At 35.4% G+C, this 23,807-nt stretch carries 19 protein-coding genes, 2 pseudogenes and 1 other annotated feature; of the genes and pseudogenes, 7 read left to right on the top strand and 14 right to left on the bottom strand.

The window, feature by feature from the left end; genetic code table 11:
- Positions 1 to 232: 232 nt before the first annotated feature.
- The 3 genes from ACIGHG_RS18645 to proB all read right to left on the bottom strand — a co-directional run bounded on the left by ACIGHG_RS18645 (position 233) and on the right by proB (position 3,186).
- On the bottom strand, positions 233 to 412 hold the full coding sequence (locus tag ACIGHG_RS18645) for a hypothetical protein (RefSeq protein ID WP_396549952.1): 180 nt from the start codon (positions 410 to 412) through the stop codon (positions 233 to 235).
- Positions 413 to 644: 232 nt separating this feature from the next.
- Positions 645 to 1,892 (bottom strand): glutamate-5-semialdehyde dehydrogenase, encoded by a 1,248-nt coding sequence (locus ACIGHG_RS18640; RefSeq protein ID WP_396549861.1) that lies wholly within the window; start codon positions 1,890 to 1,892, stop codon positions 645 to 647.
- Positions 1,893 to 2,082: 190 nt separating this feature from the next.
- Positions 2,083 to 3,186, bottom strand: coding sequence for a glutamate 5-kinase (proB, locus tag ACIGHG_RS18635; RefSeq protein ID WP_336473366.1), 1,104 nt, complete (start codon positions 3,184 to 3,186; stop codon positions 2,083 to 2,085).
- A 160-nt stretch (positions 3,187 to 3,346) separates the two neighbouring features.
- Positions 3,347 to 3,557, bottom strand: a binding site (T-box leader).
- Between the two features lie 274 nt (positions 3,558 to 3,831).
- Between proB and proC the strand changes: the two genes are divergently transcribed.
- Positions 3,832 to 4,650: a pyrroline-5-carboxylate reductase gene (gene proC / locus ACIGHG_RS18630; protein WP_396549859.1), complete on the top strand. Its 819-nt coding sequence runs from the start codon at positions 3,832 to 3,834 to the stop codon at positions 4,648 to 4,650.
- A 426-nt stretch (positions 4,651 to 5,076) separates the two neighbouring features.
- Here the strand turns inward: proC and ACIGHG_RS18625 are convergent, their stop codons facing one another.
- The 3 genes and pseudogenes from ACIGHG_RS18625 to ACIGHG_RS18615 all read right to left on the bottom strand — a co-directional run bounded on the left by ACIGHG_RS18625 (position 5,077) and on the right by ACIGHG_RS18615 (position 7,220).
- The gene (locus tag ACIGHG_RS18625) at positions 5,077 to 6,030 is read right to left on the bottom strand and encodes a TRM11 family SAM-dependent methyltransferase (protein ID WP_336473364.1); all 954 of its coding nucleotides are present in this window, start codon (positions 6,028 to 6,030) and stop codon (positions 5,077 to 5,079) included.
- 149 nt (positions 6,031 to 6,179) lie between these two features.
- A pseudogene (locus tag ACIGHG_RS18620) lies at positions 6,180 to 6,458 on the bottom strand (nucleotide excision repair endonuclease); the annotation flags it as partial.
- Positions 6,459 to 6,710: 252 nt separating this feature from the next.
- Complete coding sequence (locus tag ACIGHG_RS18615; RefSeq protein ID WP_336473363.1) at positions 6,711 to 7,220, bottom strand: MepB family protein; 510 nt, start codon at positions 7,218 to 7,220, stop codon at positions 6,711 to 6,713.
- Positions 7,221 to 7,391: 171 nt separating this feature from the next.
- Between ACIGHG_RS18615 and ACIGHG_RS18610 the strand changes: the two are divergent.
- Positions 7,392 to 7,761, top strand: a pseudogene (locus tag ACIGHG_RS18610) (IS4 family transposase); the annotation flags it as partial.
- Positions 7,762 to 8,055: 294 nt separating this feature from the next.
- Here the strand turns inward: ACIGHG_RS18610 and ACIGHG_RS18605 are convergent.
- The 4 genes from ACIGHG_RS18605 to ACIGHG_RS18590 form a co-directional block, all read right to left on the bottom strand.
- A complete protein-coding gene (locus tag ACIGHG_RS18605; RefSeq protein ID WP_336473362.1) occupies positions 8,056 to 9,183 on the bottom strand; it encodes an NAD(P)/FAD-dependent oxidoreductase in 1,128 nt (375 codons plus the stop codon).
- A gap of 144 nt (positions 9,184 to 9,327) precedes the next feature.
- On the bottom strand, positions 9,328 to 10,623 hold the full coding sequence (locus ACIGHG_RS18600) for an MFS transporter (protein ID WP_336473361.1): 1,296 nt from the start codon (positions 10,621 to 10,623) through the stop codon (positions 9,328 to 9,330).
- 119 nt (positions 10,624 to 10,742) lie between these two features.
- Positions 10,743 to 11,960, bottom strand: a complete 1,218-nt coding sequence (locus ACIGHG_RS18595; RefSeq protein WP_396549856.1) for a MerR family transcriptional regulator — start codon at positions 11,958 to 11,960, stop codon at positions 10,743 to 10,745.
- A gap of 70 nt (positions 11,961 to 12,030) precedes the next feature.
- Entirely contained in the window at positions 12,031 to 13,500 is a 1,470-nt protein-coding gene (locus tag ACIGHG_RS18590; RefSeq protein WP_336473359.1) for an amidase family protein, read from the bottom strand.
- A 306-nt stretch (positions 13,501 to 13,806) separates the two neighbouring features.
- Between ACIGHG_RS18590 and secY the strand changes: the two genes are divergently transcribed.
- Positions 13,807 to 15,111: a preprotein translocase subunit SecY gene (gene secY / locus ACIGHG_RS18585; RefSeq protein ID WP_336473441.1), complete on the top strand. Its 1,305-nt coding sequence runs from the start codon at positions 13,807 to 13,809 to the stop codon at positions 15,109 to 15,111.
- Between the two features lie 561 nt (positions 15,112 to 15,672).
- Positions 15,673 to 16,524, top strand: coding sequence for a creatininase family protein (locus ACIGHG_RS18580; protein WP_336473358.1), 852 nt, complete (start codon positions 15,673 to 15,675; stop codon positions 16,522 to 16,524).
- A gap of 196 nt (positions 16,525 to 16,720) precedes the next feature.
- On the opposite strand, the gene ACIGHG_RS18575 is transcribed toward ACIGHG_RS18580, so the two are convergent.
- Genes ACIGHG_RS18575 through ACIGHG_RS18565 form a run of 3 tightly spaced genes read right to left on the bottom strand, consistent with a single transcriptional unit; the run spans position 16,721 to position 19,261 of the window.
- A complete protein-coding gene (locus ACIGHG_RS18575) occupies positions 16,721 to 17,587 on the bottom strand; it encodes a DUF4097 family beta strand repeat-containing protein (protein ID WP_396549854.1) in 867 nt (288 codons plus the stop codon).
- Between the two features lie 53 nt (positions 17,588 to 17,640).
- The gene (locus ACIGHG_RS18570; protein WP_336473356.1) at positions 17,641 to 18,345 is read right to left on the bottom strand and encodes an ABC transporter permease; all 705 of its coding nucleotides are present in this window, start codon (positions 18,343 to 18,345) and stop codon (positions 17,641 to 17,643) included.
- Positions 18,338 to 19,261 (bottom strand): ABC transporter ATP-binding protein, encoded by a 924-nt coding sequence (locus ACIGHG_RS18565; RefSeq protein ID WP_396549852.1) that lies wholly within the window; start codon positions 19,259 to 19,261, stop codon positions 18,338 to 18,340. The genes ACIGHG_RS18570 and ACIGHG_RS18565 overlap by 8 nt, the downstream gene beginning before the upstream one ends.
- Before the next feature lie 161 nt (positions 19,262 to 19,422).
- On the opposite strand from ACIGHG_RS18565, the gene ACIGHG_RS18560 reads away from it, so the two are divergent.
- Together ACIGHG_RS18560 and ACIGHG_RS18555 are read left to right on the top strand one after the other, a co-directional pair.
- Complete coding sequence (locus tag ACIGHG_RS18560; RefSeq protein WP_396549850.1) at positions 19,423 to 20,142, top strand: response regulator transcription factor; 720 nt, start codon at positions 19,423 to 19,425, stop codon at positions 20,140 to 20,142.
- Positions 20,133 to 21,236 (top strand): sensor histidine kinase, encoded by a 1,104-nt coding sequence (locus ACIGHG_RS18555; protein WP_396549848.1) that lies wholly within the window; start codon positions 20,133 to 20,135, stop codon positions 21,234 to 21,236. Before ACIGHG_RS18560 ends, ACIGHG_RS18555 begins: the two co-directional genes overlap by 10 nt.
- Before the next feature lie 58 nt (positions 21,237 to 21,294).
- Here ACIGHG_RS18555 and ACIGHG_RS18550 read toward each other — a convergent pair whose 3' ends face one another.
- On the bottom strand, positions 21,295 to 22,212 hold the full coding sequence (locus ACIGHG_RS18550) for a DMT family transporter (RefSeq protein WP_396549846.1): 918 nt from the start codon (positions 22,210 to 22,212) through the stop codon (positions 21,295 to 21,297).
- A 149-nt stretch (positions 22,213 to 22,361) separates the two neighbouring features.
- Between ACIGHG_RS18550 and pdxR the strand changes: the two genes are divergently transcribed.
- A complete protein-coding gene (gene pdxR, locus ACIGHG_RS18545) occupies positions 22,362 to 23,798 on the top strand; it encodes a MocR-like pyridoxine biosynthesis transcription factor PdxR (protein ID WP_396549844.1) in 1,437 nt (478 codons plus the stop codon).
- Positions 23,799 to 23,807: the final 9 nt, after the last annotated feature.

Here is a 23,807-nt window from a genome sequence, read left to right as displayed (position 1 = left end):
TTTTGTTGTAAAGGAAAATAGTATCACAATTATGTAAAAAAAACCATTATAATGTTATCCCATGTATATATAATATATGTGAGTTTTCATTGAAAAGAGCTCTCTCTTTCCAATGAAAACTCACGAATTATTTGATGAATAGAATCTCCGGTCTCAGAAACATTCATTTTAGTATCTCTTAAAAACAACAGGTTAATTTTGAGGGACAGATTTACTGCCCCGTATTGTTTACTTATTTTGATTTTTTTTGAGCTCTTAATGCTATTTTTTCAAGTCCATTTTCTCCTGCGAATTCTACATCTGCTTTTGGTAGAGCATTTTTATTATTCTTAAATTGATTATTCTTATTTTTAACCATTTTTTCACCACCCTTGTAGTTTGATTTAATTATTCCTTCAAGGATGCCAACCATAATAAATACGCTATATAAAGATCGCGGAGTAATATTTTTTCATTATCGGCACCCACGATTTTAGTTTGCTTTCTTTTTTATAGGCTATGCGATTTGATTTTCTTCTTTAACTAAACTCATCCATTCGCTCAATAAGAAATTGAATACAAAGCGACTGTAACCAAATTCTCACCAGATGCCGCAGGTCCCATCTCATAAAATAAAAGGGGCTTTGCATCTGTCCTTCTACTTCTTATCCCCGAATCTGTCCATTCCCACGAATCACATATTTTGTGGAAGTCAAGGCAGATAGCCCCATCGGTCCCCGCGCGTGCAGCTTTTGCGTGCTGATGCCGATTTCTGCACCGAAGCCAAATTCAAAACCGTCAGTAAAGCGGGTCGAAGCATTATGATAGAGCGCCGCGGCATCGACGGACGTGAAAAACTTGCTGACATTTTCCTCGTTCTCTGTAATGATCGCTTCGGAATGCATGGAGCCATAAGCATTGATGTGGCGAATCGCTTCTTCAACAGAGGAAACGATTCTGACTGCCAGCGTAAGAGACAAAAACTCTGTTTCCCAGTCTTCTTCTGAAGCGCGTACAAGAGAAGAATCAATTGCCAATGCTTTCTTATCTCCGCGCAGCTCCACTCCTCTTTCCTTCAAGAAAGAAAACAGCTCGGTACCGAATCGCTGCGCCCAATTCTCATGAAGTATAATTGTTTCAATAGCATTGCATACAGACGGACGCTGTGTTTTAGCGTTTACGATAATATCGAATGCCATCTGTTTATCCGCTGTTTCATCAATGAAAATGTGACAATTTCCCGCACCTGTTTCCAATACAGGAACAGACGCTTCTCTCACTACAGTATCTATCAACTGCTTGCCACCTCTTGGAATAAGAACATCCAAGTACTCGTTCAATGTGAACAGCTGCTTTGCGTTGTCTCGTGAATTGTCTTCAATGAGCTGTACGCTTTCTGAAGGCAAGCTCGTTTGTTTGAGCGCACGATGAATGACAGCGACGATGGCTTTGTTGGAATAAGCGGCGGAAGAACTACCACGCAAGATCACTGCGTTTCCTGTTTTCAAGCAAATTGTGGCCGCATCCACCGTCACGTTCGGCCGCGCCTCGTAAATCATCCCGACAACACCGAGCGGCACGCGCATCTCCCGAATAGACAATCCATTCGGCCGTTCCCATGCAGCTACACATTCTCCGACAGGGTCGTGCAAATCAATCAGCTGCCGGATACCCTCTGTCATATCAATAATACGCTGTTCATTCAGCATGAGGCGGTCGAGGAGAGAGGCAGACATTCCTTTCACTTTACCTTGTTCGATATCCCGTTTGTTCTCCTCCAAAATATAAGGTGTTTCTACTATCAATTGCTCAGCGACAGCCGCCAGTGCCTTATTTTTTTCATTAGTCGATTTGGCCACAAGCTCTCCCGCAATCTTCTTCGCTATTTGTCCCTTTGCCAACACTTCATTCATTTTCGTTTCCTCCTTTTAAAAATTAAAAAGTATAAAATTTGAGACGTGGCCAACTAGGCACTACCATCCAAGACTCTCCTGCATAGATATTAGTTGAATCAATCTGACGCTTAGAACGAGAAAAGAAAAACAGCATCTTCTAGGACGGAGGAGCCTGTGTTCTTCACTTGAACGAGCCATTTCTCTATTTTTAAAATGAAACCCAATTATCCCTATGAATGACCTCATAGCTATGCCTTTCTCCTCGCACTTGAATGTCGTGGCTCTGCATACCTTTTAGCTCCTGCAATTCCTCTGCACTATATCTGCACTGTCCTTTCCCTATCACCCGTCCTTGCTCTGTGATAACCTCCACGACTTCGCCGGCTTGAAAGATCCCAAACACACCGGTAACACCGGCAGGCAGAAGACTTTTTCCACGCTGAATGATGGCAGCGGCTGCTCCAGCATCCACTTCGATTTGTCCGCTGACAAGCGAATGCAGCGCGATCCATTGCTTGTTCATCTTGATCACTTTTTGAGGCGCATTGCCGATATACGTTCCATCACCTTTACCCTTCAAAACATCTAAAAACTTTTCCTGTCCACGTCCTGTTCCGATGAATACACTCACACCGAGAGATAGTGCCGTCTTTGCCGCATCGATTTTCGATTTCATGCCGCCTGTACCAAGTTTTGAGCCAGCATCTCCAGCAAGAGAGGCGACTTCTTCCGTAACGGCAGGAAGAAAGTAATACTTTTTCGCGTCCGGATTTTTCTGGGGATTCCGGTCATACAAACCGTTCACATCCGTAAAAATCATGAGCATATCCGCCGAAACAAGCCCGCTTACTAAAGCTGACAGCATATCATTATCACCAAACGTCAGCTCCTCCAAAGAAATAGTATCATTTTCATTGATTATAGGAAGAGCAGAGCGGTTTAGTAGCTCCGATAAAGTGGCGTAGGCATTGCTGTATTGTTCTTTTCTAGAAAAATCGCTTCTTGTCAGCAGAAGCTGCGCAGTAACAATCCCATATTTGCGGAATTCTTCCGTATACGCCTGCATCAACAGACTTTGCCCGACAGCCGCGGCAGCCTGCTTCCCTTTAATTGTCACAGGCCGGCCGGGATACCCGAGAGCGGAAAAACCTGCGGCGACGGCCCCAGATGTAATCAGCACGATTTCATGCCCTTCCTGCTTCAGTCGCGCCAAGGCGGCGACGTGATCTGAAAGCTGTTCGCCAGAGATGCCGCCATGATTTGCTGCCAAGGAACTGCTTCCGATTTTTACGACAATTCGTTGTTTTTTCACTTTTGTACCTCCTAGTCTAAAATAAAAGTTTTTTGTAAATTGTGTTGCTTCTTTTTTCAAATGGAACAAACTATTCTTCTACCACGTGCAATTTGCAGCAAAGACCCCCCTCACTAACTCGCAATAAGGAGCCAAATAAAAAAGACCGCTCCGCCCTTAAAAAAAGGACGAAACGGTCATTGTTCCGCGGTACCACCTTCATTGATATAAATCTATATCCGCTTGTCGCCTGTAACGCAGGCATACGCCTAAACTTTCGTTTAAGACTCAGGGATAGGTTCGATAATTTCTATACGAGGAATCTTTCAGCCTGTGGATTCCACTCTCTTGCGCAAGAAGACATATGTACTAGTTCCCTTCAACGATGTTCACTTTAATTTTTATATAGTATGCAATATAACGCATTTTTATGTCAAGAGATATTTTAGAAAATAAGGAGGATGACAAGTTTAATTCTTGTTAATAAGTGATTTCTATATATTTTTTGTATTGCAAAAAGTAATGTACTCTTTTAAAATGTTTTTTTATACAAATCTCGATATAGTTTATAATGTTTATTTCTTCTGTACGGTATATCATTATTTTTTCAGAATAATAATTTCAAACCAATAAAATGTATAATAAAAGGAGCAAGAGCGAGTTATTATGAACAAACAAATAGGATTCATCGGATGCGGAAACATGGGTATCGCTATGATAGGTGGAATGATTAACAAAAATATAGTTTCTTCAGATAAAATAATTTGTTCAGATATAAGTGTCATGAATTTAAAAAATGTTAGTGAAAAATATGACATAACTACAACTACTGACAACAATGAAGTAGCTAACAATGCTGATATTTTAATTTTATCAATCAAACCAGACCTATACTCATCAGTAATTAACCAAATAAAAGAGCAGATAAAAAACGATGTAATAGTCGTGACTATTGCTGCTGGAAAAAGTATTAAGAGTACTGAGAATGCTTTCGGCAGAAAGTTAAAAGTAGTTAGAGTAATGCCTAATACACCTGCTCTTGTTGGAGAAGGAATGTCTGCGTTATGTGCTAATGAAATGGTTACAGAAAAAGATCTAGAAGACATACTAAATATATTTAATAGTTTTGGCCAAACAGAGATAGTAAATGAAAAATTAATGGATGTTGTAACATCTGTAAGTGGTTCTTCTCCAGCATATGTATATATGTTTATAGAAGCTATGGCAGATGCTGCTGTACTAGATGGTATGCCAAGAACTCAAGCATATAAATTCGCAGCTCAAGCTGTATTAGGTTCTGCAAAAATGGTACTTGAAACAGGAATACATCCAGGCACACTTAAAGATATGGTTTGTTCTCCAGGTGGAACGACAATAGAAGCTGTAGCAACATTAGAGGAAAAAGGTTTAAGAACAGCTGTCATTTCAGCTATGAAACGTTGTACGCAAAAATCTGTTGAAATATCCAGTTTAACTGATAAGTAAGAAACTACGTTTAGAGGTAAAATAACATCGCTATCAAGCTCAGAAATACAAATACCTCCAAAACGAGAAAATTGACATCTTCATGTGAAAATGTACAATTTTTTTGTTTTGGGGTGTTATAAAATTCTTAAGTTGATGGGCATGTGGCGGGACCCCATATAGTACAAATTGACACTGTATCTAAACTGATCGTTTTTGTTACTGTAAAATCATTGGTTTTTCCTAAGAATTAAGTCGGGCTAACCACTAAAACACTGTGTTCTCAATAGATACTTTGCCCCTGGTTACAGGAACGCTGGAACTAGGCCTAATTCAACGATGAGGGCGTTTCTAATTTTCAAATATACAACGTAACAAAAATGAACGTTTAAAAATGAGAAGTAAACAAAAAAAGACCAATGCACCCATTGGTCTTCCCTTACTTCCCTATTCACAAACAAGAATTTGCCGAGAAAAGTTTCCTTTTCTTGTTACGCAGCGGTCTATAATTTCAAATCCAATTTCTTCGATCATGTGATCCATTGTTTCGCTTGTTACAACTACTACTTTTTTTGCAATACGGCGCGCATGTTTTAAAATCGAGAATTGATCTTCTGGTGTTGCGCACGTAAATAGATTGTACGGCATATCGATAATTGCTACATCGTAGTTTGTCTGAATGTCTTCGATAGGTCCTACCGTCACGTCTCCTTCAAAACCAAAATGCGCGATGTTTTCTCTTGATCCGATTACGACAAGCGGGTTAATATCACGGCCAACGATGTCAATGCCCATAGAGAGTGCTTCTACCACTACCGTTCCAATACCACAGCATGGATCGATCGCTTTGACTCCATCAGGATTTGGCACAGCGATATTCGCAACAGCTCTCGCTACACGTGTGCTTAGTGACGTAGAATAGCTGCGTGGTTTTTTCACGTGATGGAACCAAACAGCCTCGCTTTCCATATATGTTCCGAAGTACCAACGTCCGCCAATGATTACAATGCCAAATACACGCTCTGGATGATGCACATCGGCTTCACCTTCAATATGCATGCCGATATCTCGCTCAATAAGGCGGCGTTCTCCGTATTCTATTTTTTTCGATTTATCAAGATCATTAATTTTAACGAAGATGACTTTGAACGTGGATCCAGACAAATCAATCTGTTCGACCTGCTTCAAAATATCTGGCAGTTCATCTCCTTCATACATTACGTCAATCCGTTCTTTAATAAACGGGCTTCGGCTCGGATCAATTTTGATTGTGCTTTTCAATATATTAGAGTGCGATTCCGTTCCAAAAAGTGAGCGCATCTCCATATAACATAAAGAACGTTCCTCTTCGCGAAATGCATACGTATATATATACGCCGGTGTTTGGCTATGATTATCCAATCTATTCCCATCCTTTATCGTATCAAATTGTTCTTTCTCTCAAATGATATCCGTATCATTGTGCAACGTAACGTTGCAAGCGGTAAAAAAGGACTAATAAGCCGAGGCAAAGTTGTCTCATTTTATTAGTCCTTTTTATGAGCTTTTACTTATTTAAAGAACACTTTGTCTACATTATATTTCGACTTTTGTTTATTAGCGATATATGTTTCATAAATTTCTCTTTCCATCGCGTTTTCTACAAGACAAACATCAATTTTGATTACTTCATCTCTATGGTCTTTGATTACTGATACAGTATCTTCAAAATGTTTTTTTATTCTTGGTCTTAACTTTCTTGCCTTACCAACAAACATTAGTTCATTCTTGTTGTTATAAAACATAAAGATTCCACCTTTATCTCTAGGAATTAGGTAAAAATCAGTAAACTGTAGCTTTGCAATAAAGTTTGATTAAAAAATGTGTTTTAATCCTTATTTAAAAGCAAATATAAAAACTTCATTTTGAAAAAAGATTGATCAAAATGGAGTTTCTCTTTTTAACTAAGTATGAAATTTTTATAAAAAAGTTTGATTATTTTAATCCTCCTTATTCCACTAACGCACCTGTTTACGGAAATGGAATATTTTGTTTTAAATTATCGAACTTTATTTTAAAACCACATTTAGGGCTATCCAATTTTAGTTAGAGTATAGCTTTAATAGTTCTTGTATTGGTAAACTATTTGTATTGTTCATCCCAACAAAATATTCTAATTGCCATTTCTGTATTTCGATAGCTTGTTTGCTAGTGGGATTTTCCCAGCTAGGGTAAACTCTAATTGCCATTTTTCCTTTTGTAGTGGCTGTTTTAAGGATATTTTGTTTTACAAGTACTTCTTTTGGAAAAACGAATTGTCCAAAATTATTATTTCTAGTAAAAGTATTGATAACCAATAAATCAGTAGCTTTTTCATATGAAAAGGCTTGGTTTTTATTATCCCCATCTTTTTCCCAAAAAGCAACAAACTGTCCTATCTTGGTAGGTGTTATTTTTGCGACTCTAAATCTAATCGATTTTGAATTTAGCTGAAATATACCAGCCCCATAATCTGAATTTTGAGCTTCTTCTCGGACAGCTTTTATGGTTAAGTGACTGGGTTCATAAAACATTTTATTTATATATGTTAACGCATTATAAAATTCATTCATTGCTTTGCATCCCCTATTTTTTATACTACTAATTCCAACGCCTTTCAAATCAATATTATCTTAATTTGAACGCAATGCCCAAATAAAGCTATTGAACTAACCGTTTGTGGAAGAAGGAAAACTGAAATAATAACATTTCGGTTCGACTTTTTTATAAACGGTATAACTTTTTTCAAAACATGGAAATCTTTCTTTAAAATTGACAAGTGCAAAGAAATCAAGAAAGAACGTTTAGAATGCCATTTATATGGGCAATTCATTAGTATTTTACTCTGTTCATCGACGATGTTCAAAATGCGTCAGTTACTATTGGATAAGAAAAAGAAAGAGCTAAGTGAATACAAATCCATCTATATGATAAAGAATTATTATCTATTGTTTTATGAAGGATTACAGAAGGGCATCCATAAATTATTAAAAGTTTTACTGCGCTTATATTATTTTTTAGAGAAAATCTCACCGGTACGAAAAAAAAACCGTCTTTGATATCTTAGGTGTTGTGTATGATTATACGTTGTCACAAAGTATCAAAGTTGCATAATATTTTTTAAAACACCTATGTATTAGGTTTATTTGTTATGCTCATCTTTAGTACAATCGTAGAAGTTTTAAAAAAATAACTCTCACATATACCTTTTTAGCACCCTTAACTTGATAGCAATGTGGTCCTACCCCCATGGCCATCAAGCTAAGAAATCCTTTTCTCTTCACAACAAAAAAAATCTTAATTCATATAAATAGTTGTAGGAAAGGAAATTTTTTTGTTATGAATTATTTTATTTTTTAGGCTGATGGGCATGTAGTGCTATCCCTATATGTAATACATACTATTTCTCTAATTCTTTGGCTGTTCAATTGCCCCTGCTACATCATAATAACTAAGATCCAGTTCTGTCTGTTCACCAAGAGCAAGTTTCGCAAGCTCAGAACCTAAATAAGGTCCTGCAGTTAACCCAGAAGCTCCAAGTCCATTAGCAACTAGTATGCCTTCATAGTTAGGTAATGCGCCAATTACCGGAAGGAATCCTGGTGTAAACGGCCTATATCCAACTCTCGTTTCCATCATCGTACTATTCGATAAACCTGGAGCAACTGATAGTGCTTTATCAAATACTTCATGTAATCCACCGGCTGTTACTCTGTAATCAAACCCAGTATCATTTTCATGTGTTGCGCCTACTACTACACGGCCATCTTCAAAAGCAAGAATATATTGATCATTTGGCGGCATAACAACTGGCCAATTGTTTGTATCCACGTCCTGTACATGAAGATGAACAATTTGCGCTTTTTGGAATGTAACTAAGAAATTGACACCAAGTGGTTGCAATAATTCATTTGCCCATGCACCCGCAGTTACAATCACCTGATCAGCTGTTAAAGTTTCACCATCTACTTCAACACCAATAACACGATTGTCTTCATGTACTAATGATGCATTTCCATTCCTATATACAGCACCATGTTTCTTTGCAGCGTTCACAAGAGCCTGACGAAGTGCTCTACCGTTCACACGCGCAGCACCGCTAATATGTACAGCACTATACTCTTCTGATAATGGTGGAAAAAGCTTTTTCGTTTCAGCTGGCGATAAACGTGTAATTTCACCAATTTCCGGAGCATCCTCGCGTCGTTTATACGCTCGCTCCTCCATCTGATCTAATTTTTTCTCTTCTGTATGGAGACTAATCGCACCTACACGTTTATAACCAGTATCTATTTCGCCATCTGCTTCTAATTGTTCAATTAAAGAAGCATAGTAACGAGCTCCGCCTTTCGCCATTTGATACCAAGCTTGGTTCCGGCGCTGTGACAGCCAAGGACAGACAATCCCAGCTGCTGCATCCGTCGCCTGCCCTAAATCTTGACGATCTACCAATGTAACACGAACTCCTGCTTTTGCAAGATGATAAGCAGTAGATGCTCCGAGAATCCCAGCTCCAACTACAATATACGTTTTCATTTCTAACACCTTTCCCTTTTTAAATCTTTATTCTAGAAATTTGATCTATAAATGATTAAACACATCTCTTTACCTTTAAGGTGAATTTCTTTATTCAGTATACTGGAAGGAGAGTTTTTTTCAACTATAACGCCGCTTAACAAATTAAGTACTTATATTTTTGGAAGTCAATTCAAAGTTCAACTTATTTGACGAACCAATATTAAATAGAAAAAATAATATTCCTCCTGCAACAGGCATGACATAAGAAGGAAGGATATTTAATAGAGATCCTGATGATATCATCGCCATAGGAAGCATTATTTTTGCGATAGTAATGCCAATGCTTAGTACCCTACCTCTATATTCATCTGGAATCTCTTTTTGCATAAAATAAGACAGAGGGATGTCAATTAGCGCTATGACTACTCCAAACAAGAACATGACAGCAATGAAATAACAGGTGTAAACGATGGAGTTCAATTGTAAACTTTTCAACAAAACTGGAACTCCTAATAAAATCATAAAAATCGATAAAGCAAAACTTAAATATTTTACAAGAATAGAATATGAAATTCTTTCTGTGATTTTCTTTACCAATAAAGCCCCTAAAATCATCCCCACTGGAAAGGCCCCTTGGATCATACCAAACTCTTTTGAACCTAGCTTTAAAACTGTATTGATCATATATGGTAATGGAACAGTCACAGCAAAACCGAGAAAGAAATTAATTAATATTAAGATCATAAACATGCTCTTAATACTCTTTCTTTCGAATAAATAGTTAAATCCCTCTTTCATATCTCTAATTAAATGAATTTTTTCATCTGAATGCTCATCATTTGATTGATGATTGAAAAGCTTGAAATGAATAAACATCATTGATAATCCGGAAAGGATAAAAGAAATTCCATTTATAATAATAAAAGTTTTCATATCAAAGATTGCAAAAACAATCCCGCCTAACATAGGTCCCATAATTGAAGAGATTGAGTCGATTATTTTACTAATAGAATTAATATTCATCAACATCTTTTCAGATACAATGTTTGGCTTCGCAGCTTCTAAACCTATTCCAAAGAAAGTAGTAAACACCGTTAAAAGGAAGGTAGTGGCATAAATGATGAGTAAATTCAATTCATATTTCATACAAAATATATAAACAGAAACTAACAAAATTCCGCTCAGAAGATCCATAAATACAACTAACTTCTTTTTATTGACTTTATCTACAATCACCCCAGCAAACGGATTGATGATAATCATTGGAATAAATCCTAATATAAGAGTAATTGCAAAGCTTAACGCTGAACCCGTCTGCTTTAAAACGTATAATCCTAACGCAAAATTATAAATAGCTGTACCAAATATTGACACAGTCTTTCCTGTAGAATAGAGGACTAGGTTTTTTATTTCTTTTTTGCTCTTTTCGTTACTTATATTCATTTGTAATGCTTCCATAAATACTCCACCTCGCTTAACTTTTTATACAATAAAGTTTAAGCTGCCGGGTGAACCCGATATCAATACGTGAAATCCACAAATTTTCAGGGGGAAATGAAAAAAAGATAGGGTTAACCCTATCTTTTGCCAAAAAATGAATATGAATAAATTTCTTCACCTTGCACAAAGAAATTTTCGTACTTTCCACCTCTATCAATATATTCGGAAGCCCTTTCTTCAATAGAAATATAATTTAAAGTGTTGATGTTTTCCTTAATCCTTTTAGCTATAAAGTTATCTCTGAATCTAGCTTCAATTTTGCTATTGGCGCTAAAGTTTTTAAAAGCAATAAACGATCCCAATAAGTAACAATCAGGCTTAAAAAGAGAATCCACTTCACGAAGCAAAAACGCCTCATGTTCAAAGCTATAATTACTAGTACCCGAATGATCCATCACGATATCGACAGAGTATTCCTGTATAGGTATATCTAAAAAGTCAGCGCAAATAAAGAGAATGTTTCTTTTGACACCAGATCTCTCTAATACCCCTTTTAAAAACCGATGCCTCTCTAAGTTGCGATCAACAGCAATATACAAGCAATTTTCCGGTAATTCCCGAAAAATATTTCGCAGAAAAAAGCCAACTCCGGATCCTAGCTCAAGTACTACTTTATCGTTTAAGTTTAATTGACCAAGTTTCCTCCTTAACCATTCTCCAACTTTACGGATATTTTCCAAATAAGTTGGATCAGTTACATGAATATATTCAAGAATAAATTCTTCATGATGGGGCCCCGAAGCCGCTTGAAATGAATTACCAACCTTTAAAATACCTGATTCAACAAGGTATTCTTCTCCACAATTGCAAGTTAATTTTCCCTCCATAATTTGATTGCGATTAATGATCCCATCTTGAAGAATAAGCTTTGCACTACATTTTAAACATTTCAGCATATCGAGTACTTTTAAATCAATCCCAATCCTCCAGCTTGAACCTTTCGATTTTGCTGATAACGCATCTAATTTCGTCTTTAGCTTTTCCTTTATTTCTACTAAATTATTTATTTCCTGCCCAACCTGCTCATATTTATCCATAAATAAAGATTGATAGGACGTATCATGTTCATAATCCGTTAATTCACCAAAATTTTTATACAGAAAAATTTTTTTAATCTCGTTTAAACTAAAGCCCATCTCCTTAAATTCTAAAATAAGCTCTAAAACGTTTTGACAGCGCTCATCAAAAAAATAATGCCCTCCCTTCTTTTCAGGCACAATCAACTCTAGATCCATATAATGTCTTATTGTATCGATACTCAGTTTATTTACTTCTCCAAATTTACCAATCTTCACTATATCACTACCCGTACATATTTTTTATTCATGAGTCCTTCTTTTCTTACGTCAAAAACAACTATACTTTCTATAGTGAACTAGGAGGTTTCCGAAATTTTGTCACTTGCTCAAAAGCGTAACCAATCTTAATTAAAGTTCCCTCACTAAATGCAGGTCCCGCAAAAGTAATGCCAAATGGACGCCCGTTTTCCATATATCCTGCTGGTAAAGCAATTGATGGATAACCTGCTTTTGCAGAAAGAGTAGACCCTACATAGGCCGGGAATAAAATGGCATCCAGGTTATATGTTTGAAGCGCAAAATCTATTCCTTCATTTTGTGAATAATAAAGATCTTCTAATTTCGCCATTATGTACTCCGAATTACTTAATGTATTTGGTAGAGACTCTCTATATTCAAGCATATTTTGTCCGTACTTTAATGCTTTATCACTAAGTTTATTATTAAATTCTATTAATTCGTGATCATTATGAACAGGAACATGTGATGGTAGTTGATATAGATAATTTCCTAAACTATGTTTTATCTCATAAGTTGGCACTTCATAACTCCATTTCCTATTGAAAGAAGGGATTTCAATATTCTCTATGACTTCTGCCCCAGCTCCTTTCAAAATGTGAATCACTTTAGAGAATAAATGTTCATCGAACTCACCTGGTAGAAAATTTTCTTCAGCAACCTGCTGAAACACACCAATGCGCGCTCCCTTTAATCCACTCTTATCTAAATATGCCGTATAATCTTGTACAACATTTTCTTCACAACGATAAGTCGCTGGGTCTAGTTCATCTTTGCCACTCAGTACACTTAATAAAAGCGCAGCATCTTCTACAGTTCGAGCAATGGGCCCTGCAGTATCTTGTGAATACGTAAACGGAATGATGCCCGATCTACTAATCAGTCCAACAGTCGGTTTGATGCCAACTACAGAGTTTTGTATTGCTGGACTTAAGATAGAGGCATCTGTCTCTGTACCAACTGATAATACTGTAAAGTTTGCAGTAACTGCAGCAGCGGAACCAGAACTGGACCCACCTACAAAAAATTCTTCAGGACCATAAGGATTCAAAGTTTGCCCTCCTCTTGCACTATATCCAGCCCACATTTTTAACGACATGCCATTTGCTAATTCTGTCATATTCGTTTTCCCTAAAATAATAGCTCCTGCGTCTCGAAGCTTTTTCACTAGAAACGCATCTTTTTGACTCACATGGTTTTCTAAAGCAAGCATACCAGCACTTGTATGCATTTTATCTCCTGTTTCTATATTATCTTTCAATAAAATTGGAATCCCATGAAGAGGCCCTCGTTTTCCTTTTTTCTTTCGCTCATAATCCAATGATTCAGCAAGAAAAATAGCATCCGGATTCATTTCAAGTATAGCGTTTATATTAGGACCGGCTTTATCATACTTTGCGATTCGATACAAATAATACATAACAAGGTCTTTTGCTGTTAACTTACCCGTTTCCATCGCTTCTTGAATCATTGTAATTGTTAATTCTTCTCCGTCTATGTTAGGTAATTGAAATTCCATATCGTGAACCCCTTTGTTTTTTTGAGAATATTATAACAATTCGAATTACCTATAATCTAGCAAAATTCCCTTGTATGTACTTATTCTTTTTATTCTTACCTCTGTACAAATATTTATTTTATAGTTATATTATGGTTATTGAGTTGTTACGAAAACATAAACATCGCTCTATTTTATATCCGTAAACTGTTTGAAAATCCATTTGTCATAATGAATTTTATTCGGAAGGAGGTTTGCAGTTTATACGTGAGGATATAAAAACTAGTTTTACTTTACATAATTAGTAAACATATAGGAGGCGACATGATGTTTCGTACAATTTCAAACTTTATGAGAGTAGCTGAGATCAGAAGCAAAATCCTTTTTACTTTAGCGATGTTAATCGTTTTTCGGATTGGCACATTCATTCCAGTTCCTCATACTAATGCTGAGGTATTAAAACTACAAGATCAAACAAATATTTTAGGAATGCTTAATGTATTTGGCGGAGGTGCCTTACAAAACTTTTCAATTTTTGCAGTAGGCATCACACCGTATATTACAGCTTCCATCATCGTGCAGTTATTACAGATGGATGTCGTTCCTAAATTTGCAGAGTGGGCAAAGCAAGGTGAAATGGGCCGTAAAAAATCCGCTCAATTTACCCGCTACTTTACAATTGTTCTTGCATTCATTCAGTCGATAGGAATGTCTATTGGCTTTAACAATATGGCAGGTGGACAATTAATAACTGATCCAGGCCTAAAAACCTACTTATTAATTGCTACCGTATTAACTGCTGGTACTGCGTTTTTAATGTGGTTAGGTGAACAAATCACTGCAAATGGAGTAGGCAACGGAATTTCAATTATTATTTTTGCAGGACTTGTGGCAGGAATTCCAAGTATTATGAATCAAATATACTTACAACAAATTCATAATGCTGGAGATCAACTCTTTATGCATATTATAAAAATCGCATTAATTATTTTGGTTATTTTAGCAATCATCGTTGGTGTTATTTATATTCAACAAGCAAATCGGAAAATTCCTATTCAATATGCAAAAGCTTCTACTGGGAACAATCCGTATCAAGGAGCAAAAAATACACACTTACCTCTTAAGGTAAATAGTGCAGGTGTCATTCCTGTTATCTTTGCTTCCGCATTTTTAATGACGCCGCGAACAATCGCGCAGCTGTTTCCAAGCTCTGCGGTGTCCAAATGGATCAATACAAATTTGGATTATTCACACCCAGTTGGAATGTGTTTATACCTTGGACTCATTATTGCATTTACATACTTTTATGCCTTCGTTCAAGTAAACCCTGAACAAATGGCTGAAAACTTGAAGAAACAAAACGGGTATGTTCCAGGTATTCGACCAGGGATAATGACAGAGAAATACGTAACAAAAATCTTATATCGTTTAACTTTTATCGGAGCAATCTTTTTAGGGGCAATCTCTATTTTACCGATTATATTCACAAAAATTTCTGATTTACCAGCTTCCGCTCAAATTGGCGGGACAAGCTTACTCATTATTGTCGGTGTCGCGTTAGAAACGATGAAAACGTTAGAAAGCCAGCTTGTGAAACGTCACTATAAAGGATTTATTAAGAAAGTGAATTAACATTTTATTTTATACAAACCCCTCTTATATATCGTAAAAACATCGATATATAAGAGGGGTTTTTCGTATAATAACTCTTGCATTTTTTCACAAAGTTCCATATCTAAAAAAGTTTTTAATGGCATCAAGACGTATTTTATGATTACAATCTTCACAACAAAATACACTATTCTTATTTTCCTTAAACTGTTTATACTGCCTAGCTCTTCATAAATTCGATATTTTTTCTAAAACTATAGCAAATTACCTCATATGATTCATTACTCTTGCAAATTGTACCGAAAATTCACGAAAAACCCCTTCTTTCATACCCAAACATAGAATATTTTCATTCAGTCGGAAAATCCTTTCATCATGACCAGCTGCAAATACATGTTTTTAGTTTTATTTTAGATTTAATGCAAGATTTTCCTTTTTTAATTGAATATTAACGGGACAGGGTATGCAAAAGGAATAATGATTATAGAAGTTGAATTTCTAACTGTATAATTAATTTATTTTCCTAAATTATAGCCTACAAATTGAATAACTTAATGTAAATATATGAAATGGGGTAGATTCATGTATTCTATTTTCAAAGATACTGTTGCTGATATGACATGGCTAGAAATTGAAGAGGCATTACAAAAGGGTGCAGTGGTGCTGTCACCGACTGGTGTGATTGAGCAACAAGGCCCCCACTTACCTACAGGGGTTGATATTTACGAGAGCCATTATATTTGTCGTTGTATAAAAAAACGGTTAGAAAAAGAGAACATTCCAACTATAATAGCACCTCCTTATTACTTTGGTGTAAATCATATTACGGGCGCATTTCCCGGTTCTTTTACATCAAGAAAGGAAACCGTACATGCAGTCTTATTCGATATGTGGGAATCCCTATTCAGATGGGGAGCAAAGCATATATTTGTTATTGATATTCACGGGGATCAACAACATGGTGATGCGCTAATAGGAGCAATTAGAAAGACAAGGCAAACACTAAATATTGATGTTCGTTCAGTTATTGCTAATTTGTTAGCGGACCAGTTAGGAATCACGAAAGATCGAGAAGAATTCTTGATTTTTGATATCGATTTTTCCTTTGGTTCGTTCGAGCCCCCTCCTCGCTATCCAGATTTTCACGCAGGAGCGCAGGGGACAGCACGATTTGTAAAATATTTCCCCGATTTGGTAAGGCAAGAAAAAATCGAAGAACTAGCCCCTAGGCTATTAAGCAAGGAAGATTTGGAAGAGTGGCAAAAAGGAGGCGAAAGAACTAAATCGATTGCTCCCAAAGGCTATGTTGGAAATCCTCAAGGTTATACTCCCTTTTTAGCAGAGGATAAGTTAGATTTTATCAGTGGCTTTATTGAGTTTGCATCAAGGGAGATACTTCATTATCTAAGAACACAATCAAAAAAAGAAAATTAAATTTTTTTATCATTGGAATGTAATTTCACCAAAAAAGAACAAAGAAAATAATCGAACTTTTTTATAAAACTTAAATATAATTTAAACAATAAGAACCCATTTTAATTTTTGTTCAAAATGGGTTCTTATTGTTTGTTTCCAAATACAATTTCAATTCATATTTTGGGTCAAGCTTTATTTCAAATCAGCAAATATGTTAATTTATCTTTATTGTTCCTTCTTTACTTAAAACTTCCAATTTATTTGCTGCATCACCAATGATTCCTTCTTTCGATTGTTCAGTATCCTTTTTTTTCTTAAAGCTATTTAATTTAACTGTTATATCAGATGAATGACTATTAGCAGTGAGCATTAATGAAGTCGGAGCTTCTTGATAAGATACAGCGATATCTCCTGATTTTGTTTCTACAAACAATGACTCTCCTTCTTTTGAATTTTTAATTGTTACTTCACCCTCTGTTGAAGTAACTTTCATTTTAGGACTAGTCACACTTGTAATATAATTATCACCAGTAGTGGAAGCTACAGTTAATGCCTTTAACGAGCTATCTTTCAAGCTGAATTCCCCATCTTTTGATGTAAACTTCCCCTTATCCGCTGACAGTCCTTCAATTTTTTCAGCACCAGAGTCGTTTGAAATTACAATATTTTTAGTCGCTACATCTTTCATTTTTATATCACCGAAACTATTATTCAATGTAATCGTATCTATTTCATTCTTTGGGATAGAAATATAGATTGTACCTTTCTTCCCGAAACTGAATCCTTCAAGTATTCCCTTTTGGTCTTTTTGATTCATTTCTATTTTCTTCCCATCATTTTTAATTGTTACGGGATCTTTTTTCTTGTCCTTTTGTTTTCCTTCAACTTCGATTGTTATTTTTTTTGATTTCGTATTTTTGAACTCTATATCCCAAGATTCATTGTTTATCTCCACTTCTTCAATACTATCTGCTTCAAAGGAAGTTTCTTTTTCAAAACTCTTTCCTCCTACTTCTTTGAAGCTAAAAACGAATCCACCAGTTACAATTAATGCAGTAGAAGCTAGTATCATTTTTTTCAATTTTTATTCCCCATCCCTTGTTGAATTTGAATATTACTCCATCCTCGCTTTGTTTAAGCAACATCAATTTTGTCAATTTTATAATAAGAAAGATATCCAATGATTAGACCAAGTAGACAGAATGCAATTGGTACCCCAATGAATTCGAATAAACTAGTCGAACTACCGCCATTAGAAATAGTTGAGTTAATCAAAAAACCTATTAATACAGCTGAGGTAATTGTTGTAGCGGTTGATTTTTTTCTCATACCAAAATATAAAGGAATCAGGCTTACTCCAGCCATCATAAATGCATGAATAAAAGTAGTTGGAACTGTAGCAATTATTTCATTTATACTAACAGGTGTTTCAAAGAACCCTATAATTGGGTTTAAGAAGAAAGTTAACATACTGATAATAAAAGTAGTGAAAATTATGCTGAAAAAACAAAATCCAAAAACAATTGATAACTTAGCTTGAAGTAATTTTTTCCGTTGTAATGGATAGGTAAACACTACTTGAATCGTTTTGCTCTTGTATTCATCAATAACTAAACGCGATAAAATTACGCTTGAAAAAATTATAAATGTTATTCTAATAAGAATATTTGTTAAAGACATGAATGCCATATAATCTGGAAACATTTGCTCACTCTCACCTTTAGAACCTATTGCCATAAGACCAGCAGCAGCGAAAATTCCAACAATACAAATTGCTAGTCCTTTAAAATAACTAGATAAGAAATGTTTTTCCCATTCTAGTTTCATAAGTTTAAACATGTTGACCGCCTCCATTAATAAGGTTTAAAAAGTACTCTTCTAAATTGTGTTGTTTTCTTTCAATTCTCTTTACTATGACGTCATTCAATATCAATTCTTTATTGATTTGATATTGAGAAATGGCTTGTTCAAAAATCCGAATCGTATTCTGGTCTACTATTTCATATTTTTTAATTCCTAATGTATCTTCCAGTACCTGTGTCGTTTTTTTCAAATTGTCTACTTCGATTTCAAGATATTCGATATTTTCTTTTCTGATTTCTTCCATTTTTACTTCTTTTAATAATTTCCCCTGATTAATAATGCCTATCGTATCTGCTATAGATTCTATTTCGGATACAATATGGCTTGAAATTAAAATGGTAATTCCATATTCCTCTTTTAAAAGTAATAAAAGCTCCCGAATGTCTTTAATTCCGATTGGATCAAGTCCATTGATAGGTTCATCAAGAATTAAAATTTCCGGTTTCGTAACAATCGCCCGCGCAATCCCTAATCGTTGCTTCATCCCTAAAGAAAATTCATGAATTTTCTTATTTGCCACCTCTTTAAGTCCTACAATTTCTAAAGCTTCACCCACCGCTCTTTTATCATGATAGCCAATGTATTCACAATGAAAGTCTAAATTTTCCTTTGCTGTTAACCGGTCATAAAACACTGGGTATTCAATGATGCTGCCTATTTTCTCTAAATATTGATAAGATGTTGGTAAAACAGGCTGATTTAATACAATAATCTCACCAGAAGATGGCTTTACTAAATTTAAGATCATCTTCATAATAGTTGTTTTTCCAGCGCCATTCGGTCCTAAAAACCCGTAAATCTCTCCTCTATTAATTTTCATATTGACATTAGAAACCGTTTCAGTTCCCTTAAACATCTTGCTTAATTTGTTAATTTTGATAACATATTCCACTCGCAGTCCCTCCTGCTTTATATTGATATGTTACAATAAGCTTAACGAATGAAAGTAAAATCAAAGTAAACTCTATGGAAAATGCTTGTAATATTTTTATTAGGATAAACATCTACTGAAAATAAATTGGTATGATGAGGGTGAAATGAGGGATAATCGAAATGGAATCTGCAAAAATATTAGTAATAGATGACGAAGTTGGTATATTGAAATTATTAGAAATAATACTAAGGAAAGAGAATTTCATTCATATAGAAACTGTCTCAACAGGAAAAGATGCGCTGCGGCGTATCAAAGAAAAAGTATATGATATTATTTTGCTCGATATCATGCTTCCAGATATAAGTGGGTTTGAACTATGTACAGAAATCCGAAAAAATACAAATACACCTATCATTTTTATTAGCGCACGCTCAACAGACTTCGATAAATTGACAGGTTTAGGAATAGGCGGAGATGATTATATTACAAAACCTTTTAATCCTTTAGAAGTAATAGCTCGAATAAAAGTCATCCTTCGTCGTCAAAAAATGTATGAGAGTTCACAACAACAAAGTACTTTATACAATTATGACTACTTCACTTTTAACCCTGAATCTGCAACATTAACAGTTAAAAATCATCTAGTAGAATGCACAGCAAAAGAGCTGGAGTTACTACATTTCTTTTGCAAAAATCCGAATCGTATTTTCACAACTGCACAGCTCTACGAATTCGTGTGGGGAAATGATGTTTTTGGAGAAGAAAAAACCGTCACGATCCATATATCCAAACTGCGGAAAAAACTTGGTGATGATACACGCAAACCAAAAATCATTGTAAATTTACGAGGAATTGGCTATAAATTCATCCCTCCAAATGAGGCGTTTATATGCGAATAAAAACTCGCTTTACATTCCATTTAGCATTAGGACTTATTCTTTGGATGCTTGTAACTGGTTTTTGCATTGTCATTATTGTTGAAGGTATTTTTCCGCTGTTCGGTATCATTGTTAATGAAAACACTGAAGGTTTGCTTGTGGCTGGGACTTTTGTTATTAGCACAATTCTTTGCATTGGCTTGTTTGGATGGTATTTTGGTGGTCCGATTGGATTCATAATGACTTGGATCCATCAACTCTCACAAGAAAACTACAAGCAACCTAAAGGTTTGCAAAAGATTTATACCAAAAAGGGAAAACTTCGTATGCGTTATCTTCTGTATCAGGAGGTACTTCAACAGCTTCAAATATTAGCTGTAAAATTACAAGCTGCTGAAATAGAAAGAGAAAAAATAGAGCACGCCAAACAAGAATGGATTGCTGGTATTTCGCATGATTTAAAAACACCACTAACATATATCAAGGGATATTCAGCGCTTTTATTAAATGATCAGTATGAGTGGTCAAAAGATGAGGTTCAATCTTTTATCCAAGAAATTGATGATAAAGGAAAACATATGGAAGAATTAATTCAAGATTTAAGCCTCGTCTTACAACTAAATAGCACGGAAGGCACATTACCTTTACATAAAACGAATCAAGATTTAGTCGAATTTGCAAAAAGAGTTGTTGCCGACATTAGTCATGATCCGCAAGCAAGTAACTATAAACTTCACTTTAAAGCGGATACGCCTGTAATTAATGTTGAATTCGATCATAAATTTATGCAACGTATCTTACAAAACATTCTCATGAATTCGATTTTACACAACCCTGAACATACCGATATATATACAACACTTTCTGATAATGATAAACATGTAGTTATCCATATTATGGACAACGGTGTTGGCATGTCCCCTCATATGATAGAAAATCTTTTTCAACAATATTACCGAGGAACAACAACTGATTCCTCTTCCGAAGGGACTGGCCTTGGAATGGCAATTGTCTATAAACTTGTACATGCTCATAATGGTACAATTTCTGCCAAAAGCGAGCCTTCGAAAGGAACATCATTCAATATCATCTTGCCGAAAAAAGGACGTCCATAAGACAACAAGTCTTAAGACGTCCTTTCACTTTTAAAAATCATGAATGAAATAAAAAACCTTACATCTCTTTTTTCAACAGTTTCCCTTGCCTCCAATACACCTCAAGTGTGGATCGATTCGCCATAAAAACACCGATTAATATGAAGAAAGCTCCAATTCCCATCACTGGTTTGATTGGTTCACCTAAAAACATATATCCTGTTATAACAGCAATTAATGGCGAAACATAAAGCCAAGTAGATGGAAATACAGGATTGGTTTTGGATAATAGCCAATAGTATAAGCCATGCCCACCTATTGAACCTATAAATATTAAATACAGAATCGGCCATTGAACGTTCCATGTAGTTAAGGCAGATAGATTCGGATGTTCTAATAAAAGAGAACAAACTATTAGTAATAGACCTCCATATAACATTTGAATACCATTAATCAAAAATGGTGAGACATCTAGTAAATCTGATAAAATTCCCTTTGAATGAATAGCGCCCATTCCGTAGAAGAATTCTCCTACTAATATAACAAGGCAAGCAATGCTCCAAGTATAAGAGAATTGCTGTTGTAACCCTGGTAAAGAAATGCATACAACTCCTATAAGAGCAAGTACAAGGGCAAAAAGTTGTTCCCTTCTCAATTTCATTTTCGTTCGTTTCGTTTGAAGCAATAAAATCATCATTGGACCTGTAGCGGAAAGAACGGCTGCTAATCCCGATGAGATATATTGCTCTGCCCAATATAAAGTTGCGAAGGTCATAAATGTAAGACAAAAACCAGCGAACATAATCCTTCTTATGAAAAGGTATGGTAGAACTTGTTTCCGTTTCATGATAAAAAACATAATCACAACTATACCTGCCAAAAAGAAACGAATCCCCGCTGAAAAAATCGGCGGAGCCCCTGCTGCAATTCCTATTTTAATCGTTAAAAATGTCGTCCCAAAAATGACACAAATAAGAAGATAATTGAAAATAATCATACTGCTTCCCCCTTTTCATTCTTGAAATGAGTATAGAGAAAACAGTGTATAACAGTACATCAAGCTATATAACAGTTGTATATATTTTATGTTGATTATAAAGTTTTTTTCAGTTTAAATGAAAATAAAAAGAAGATTAGGTGAGAGTAATGAAGATTATAATCCGAAAAGAATCTAATTTACCGTTTTATCAGCAAATCTACGAGCAAATCGTTCAGCGTATTCAAGGCGGCATATTAGTAGATGGAGATGTTCTTCCTTCTTTACGCACTATGGCAGACGATTTAAAAATAAGTGTATTGACGGTTCGAAAAGCATATAAATTGCTTGAGACAAAAGGCTATGTATATATACAGCCTGGAAAAGGGGTTTACATAAGAGGAAAAAACTCTCCTTCTCTACATACAAATGCTCCATATCACTGGCAACATATGAAAGCTGTTAATGTAATAAGATCTCAATATATTATCAATCGCCACAAAAAGTATTATGATTTTTCTCAGGCCATTCTCTATCCACGCCTTTTACCTAATCCGTTTCTATCAAGTGAAATGCAAAAAATATTAGACAAAGACAAAATGATTTTAGCCACATACGGATCTGTACAAGGTGATGAAGAGCTTCGCATGGAAGTTTGCAAATATTTAAAAGACTATCAAGGATTGAACGCTGATCCTGCTCATTTATTAATTACAAGTGGTGCCCAGCAAGGAATTGATTTAATCGCTCAAACATTATTAAAACCAGGAGACACGGTAATAGTAGAAAGTCCGTGCTATGGTGCTGCCATTGATGTGTTTGTTAACAAAGGAATCAACGTTATTTCCATTGTGCTTGATGAACAAGGCATCCGTTCTGATTTATTAGATGAGGTGTGTCAAAAGAATAATCCAGTTTTGTTATACGTGAATCCTGCCTTTCATAACCCTACTGGGATATTAATGAGTGAACAAAGACGAAAAGAACTTATAGAATTAGCAGAACTTTATCACTTTTTTATTATAGAAGATGACTCTTTTGGTGAGATTTATTTTGATGATGTTACACTTCCGGCTCCCCTTAAATATTTCGATACAAATGGTCATGTGATTTATTTAAAAGGATTTAGCAAAACGTTAGCACCTGGGATTCGTATTGCAGCAATTCTAGCCGAAGGACCTGTATTTGATTGGTTATATGCCGCAAAAGCATTAATGGATATAGGAAGTCCGCAGTTAACGCAAAAAGCTATTTTACCTTTTTTACGGACAGAAAGAATGAAGAATCATTTAGAAAAACTACGAACTGCCTTACAAATGCGTCGTGATACTACAATAGAAATACTTGCTTCCTTAACGGATACAATTCACTTTCAAGTACCAAAAGGCGGCTTTAATTTATGGGTTTCCCTTCCGAATTCAATGAATTCATTTACATTACTAAAAAAAGCAAATGAAGCTAACATTTCTTTTTTACCCGGAACAGCTTGCTTTGTTCATGAACCGAAACACGAGTATATGCGTATCAGTTACTCCATGCTAAGTGATCAAGATTTAAATGTTGGGCTACAAAAGCTACGTGAAATAATTTTAGATTTTCAAAAATAGACACATGAA

Origin of the sequence: Bacillus sp. NPDC077411 (genome assembly GCF_044543425.1) — a bacterium.
Classification (GTDB): Bacteria; Bacillota; Bacilli; order Bacillales; family Bacillaceae_G; genus Bacillus_A; species Bacillus_A bruguierae.
This window is presented reverse-complemented; position numbering and strand designations above follow the sequence as displayed.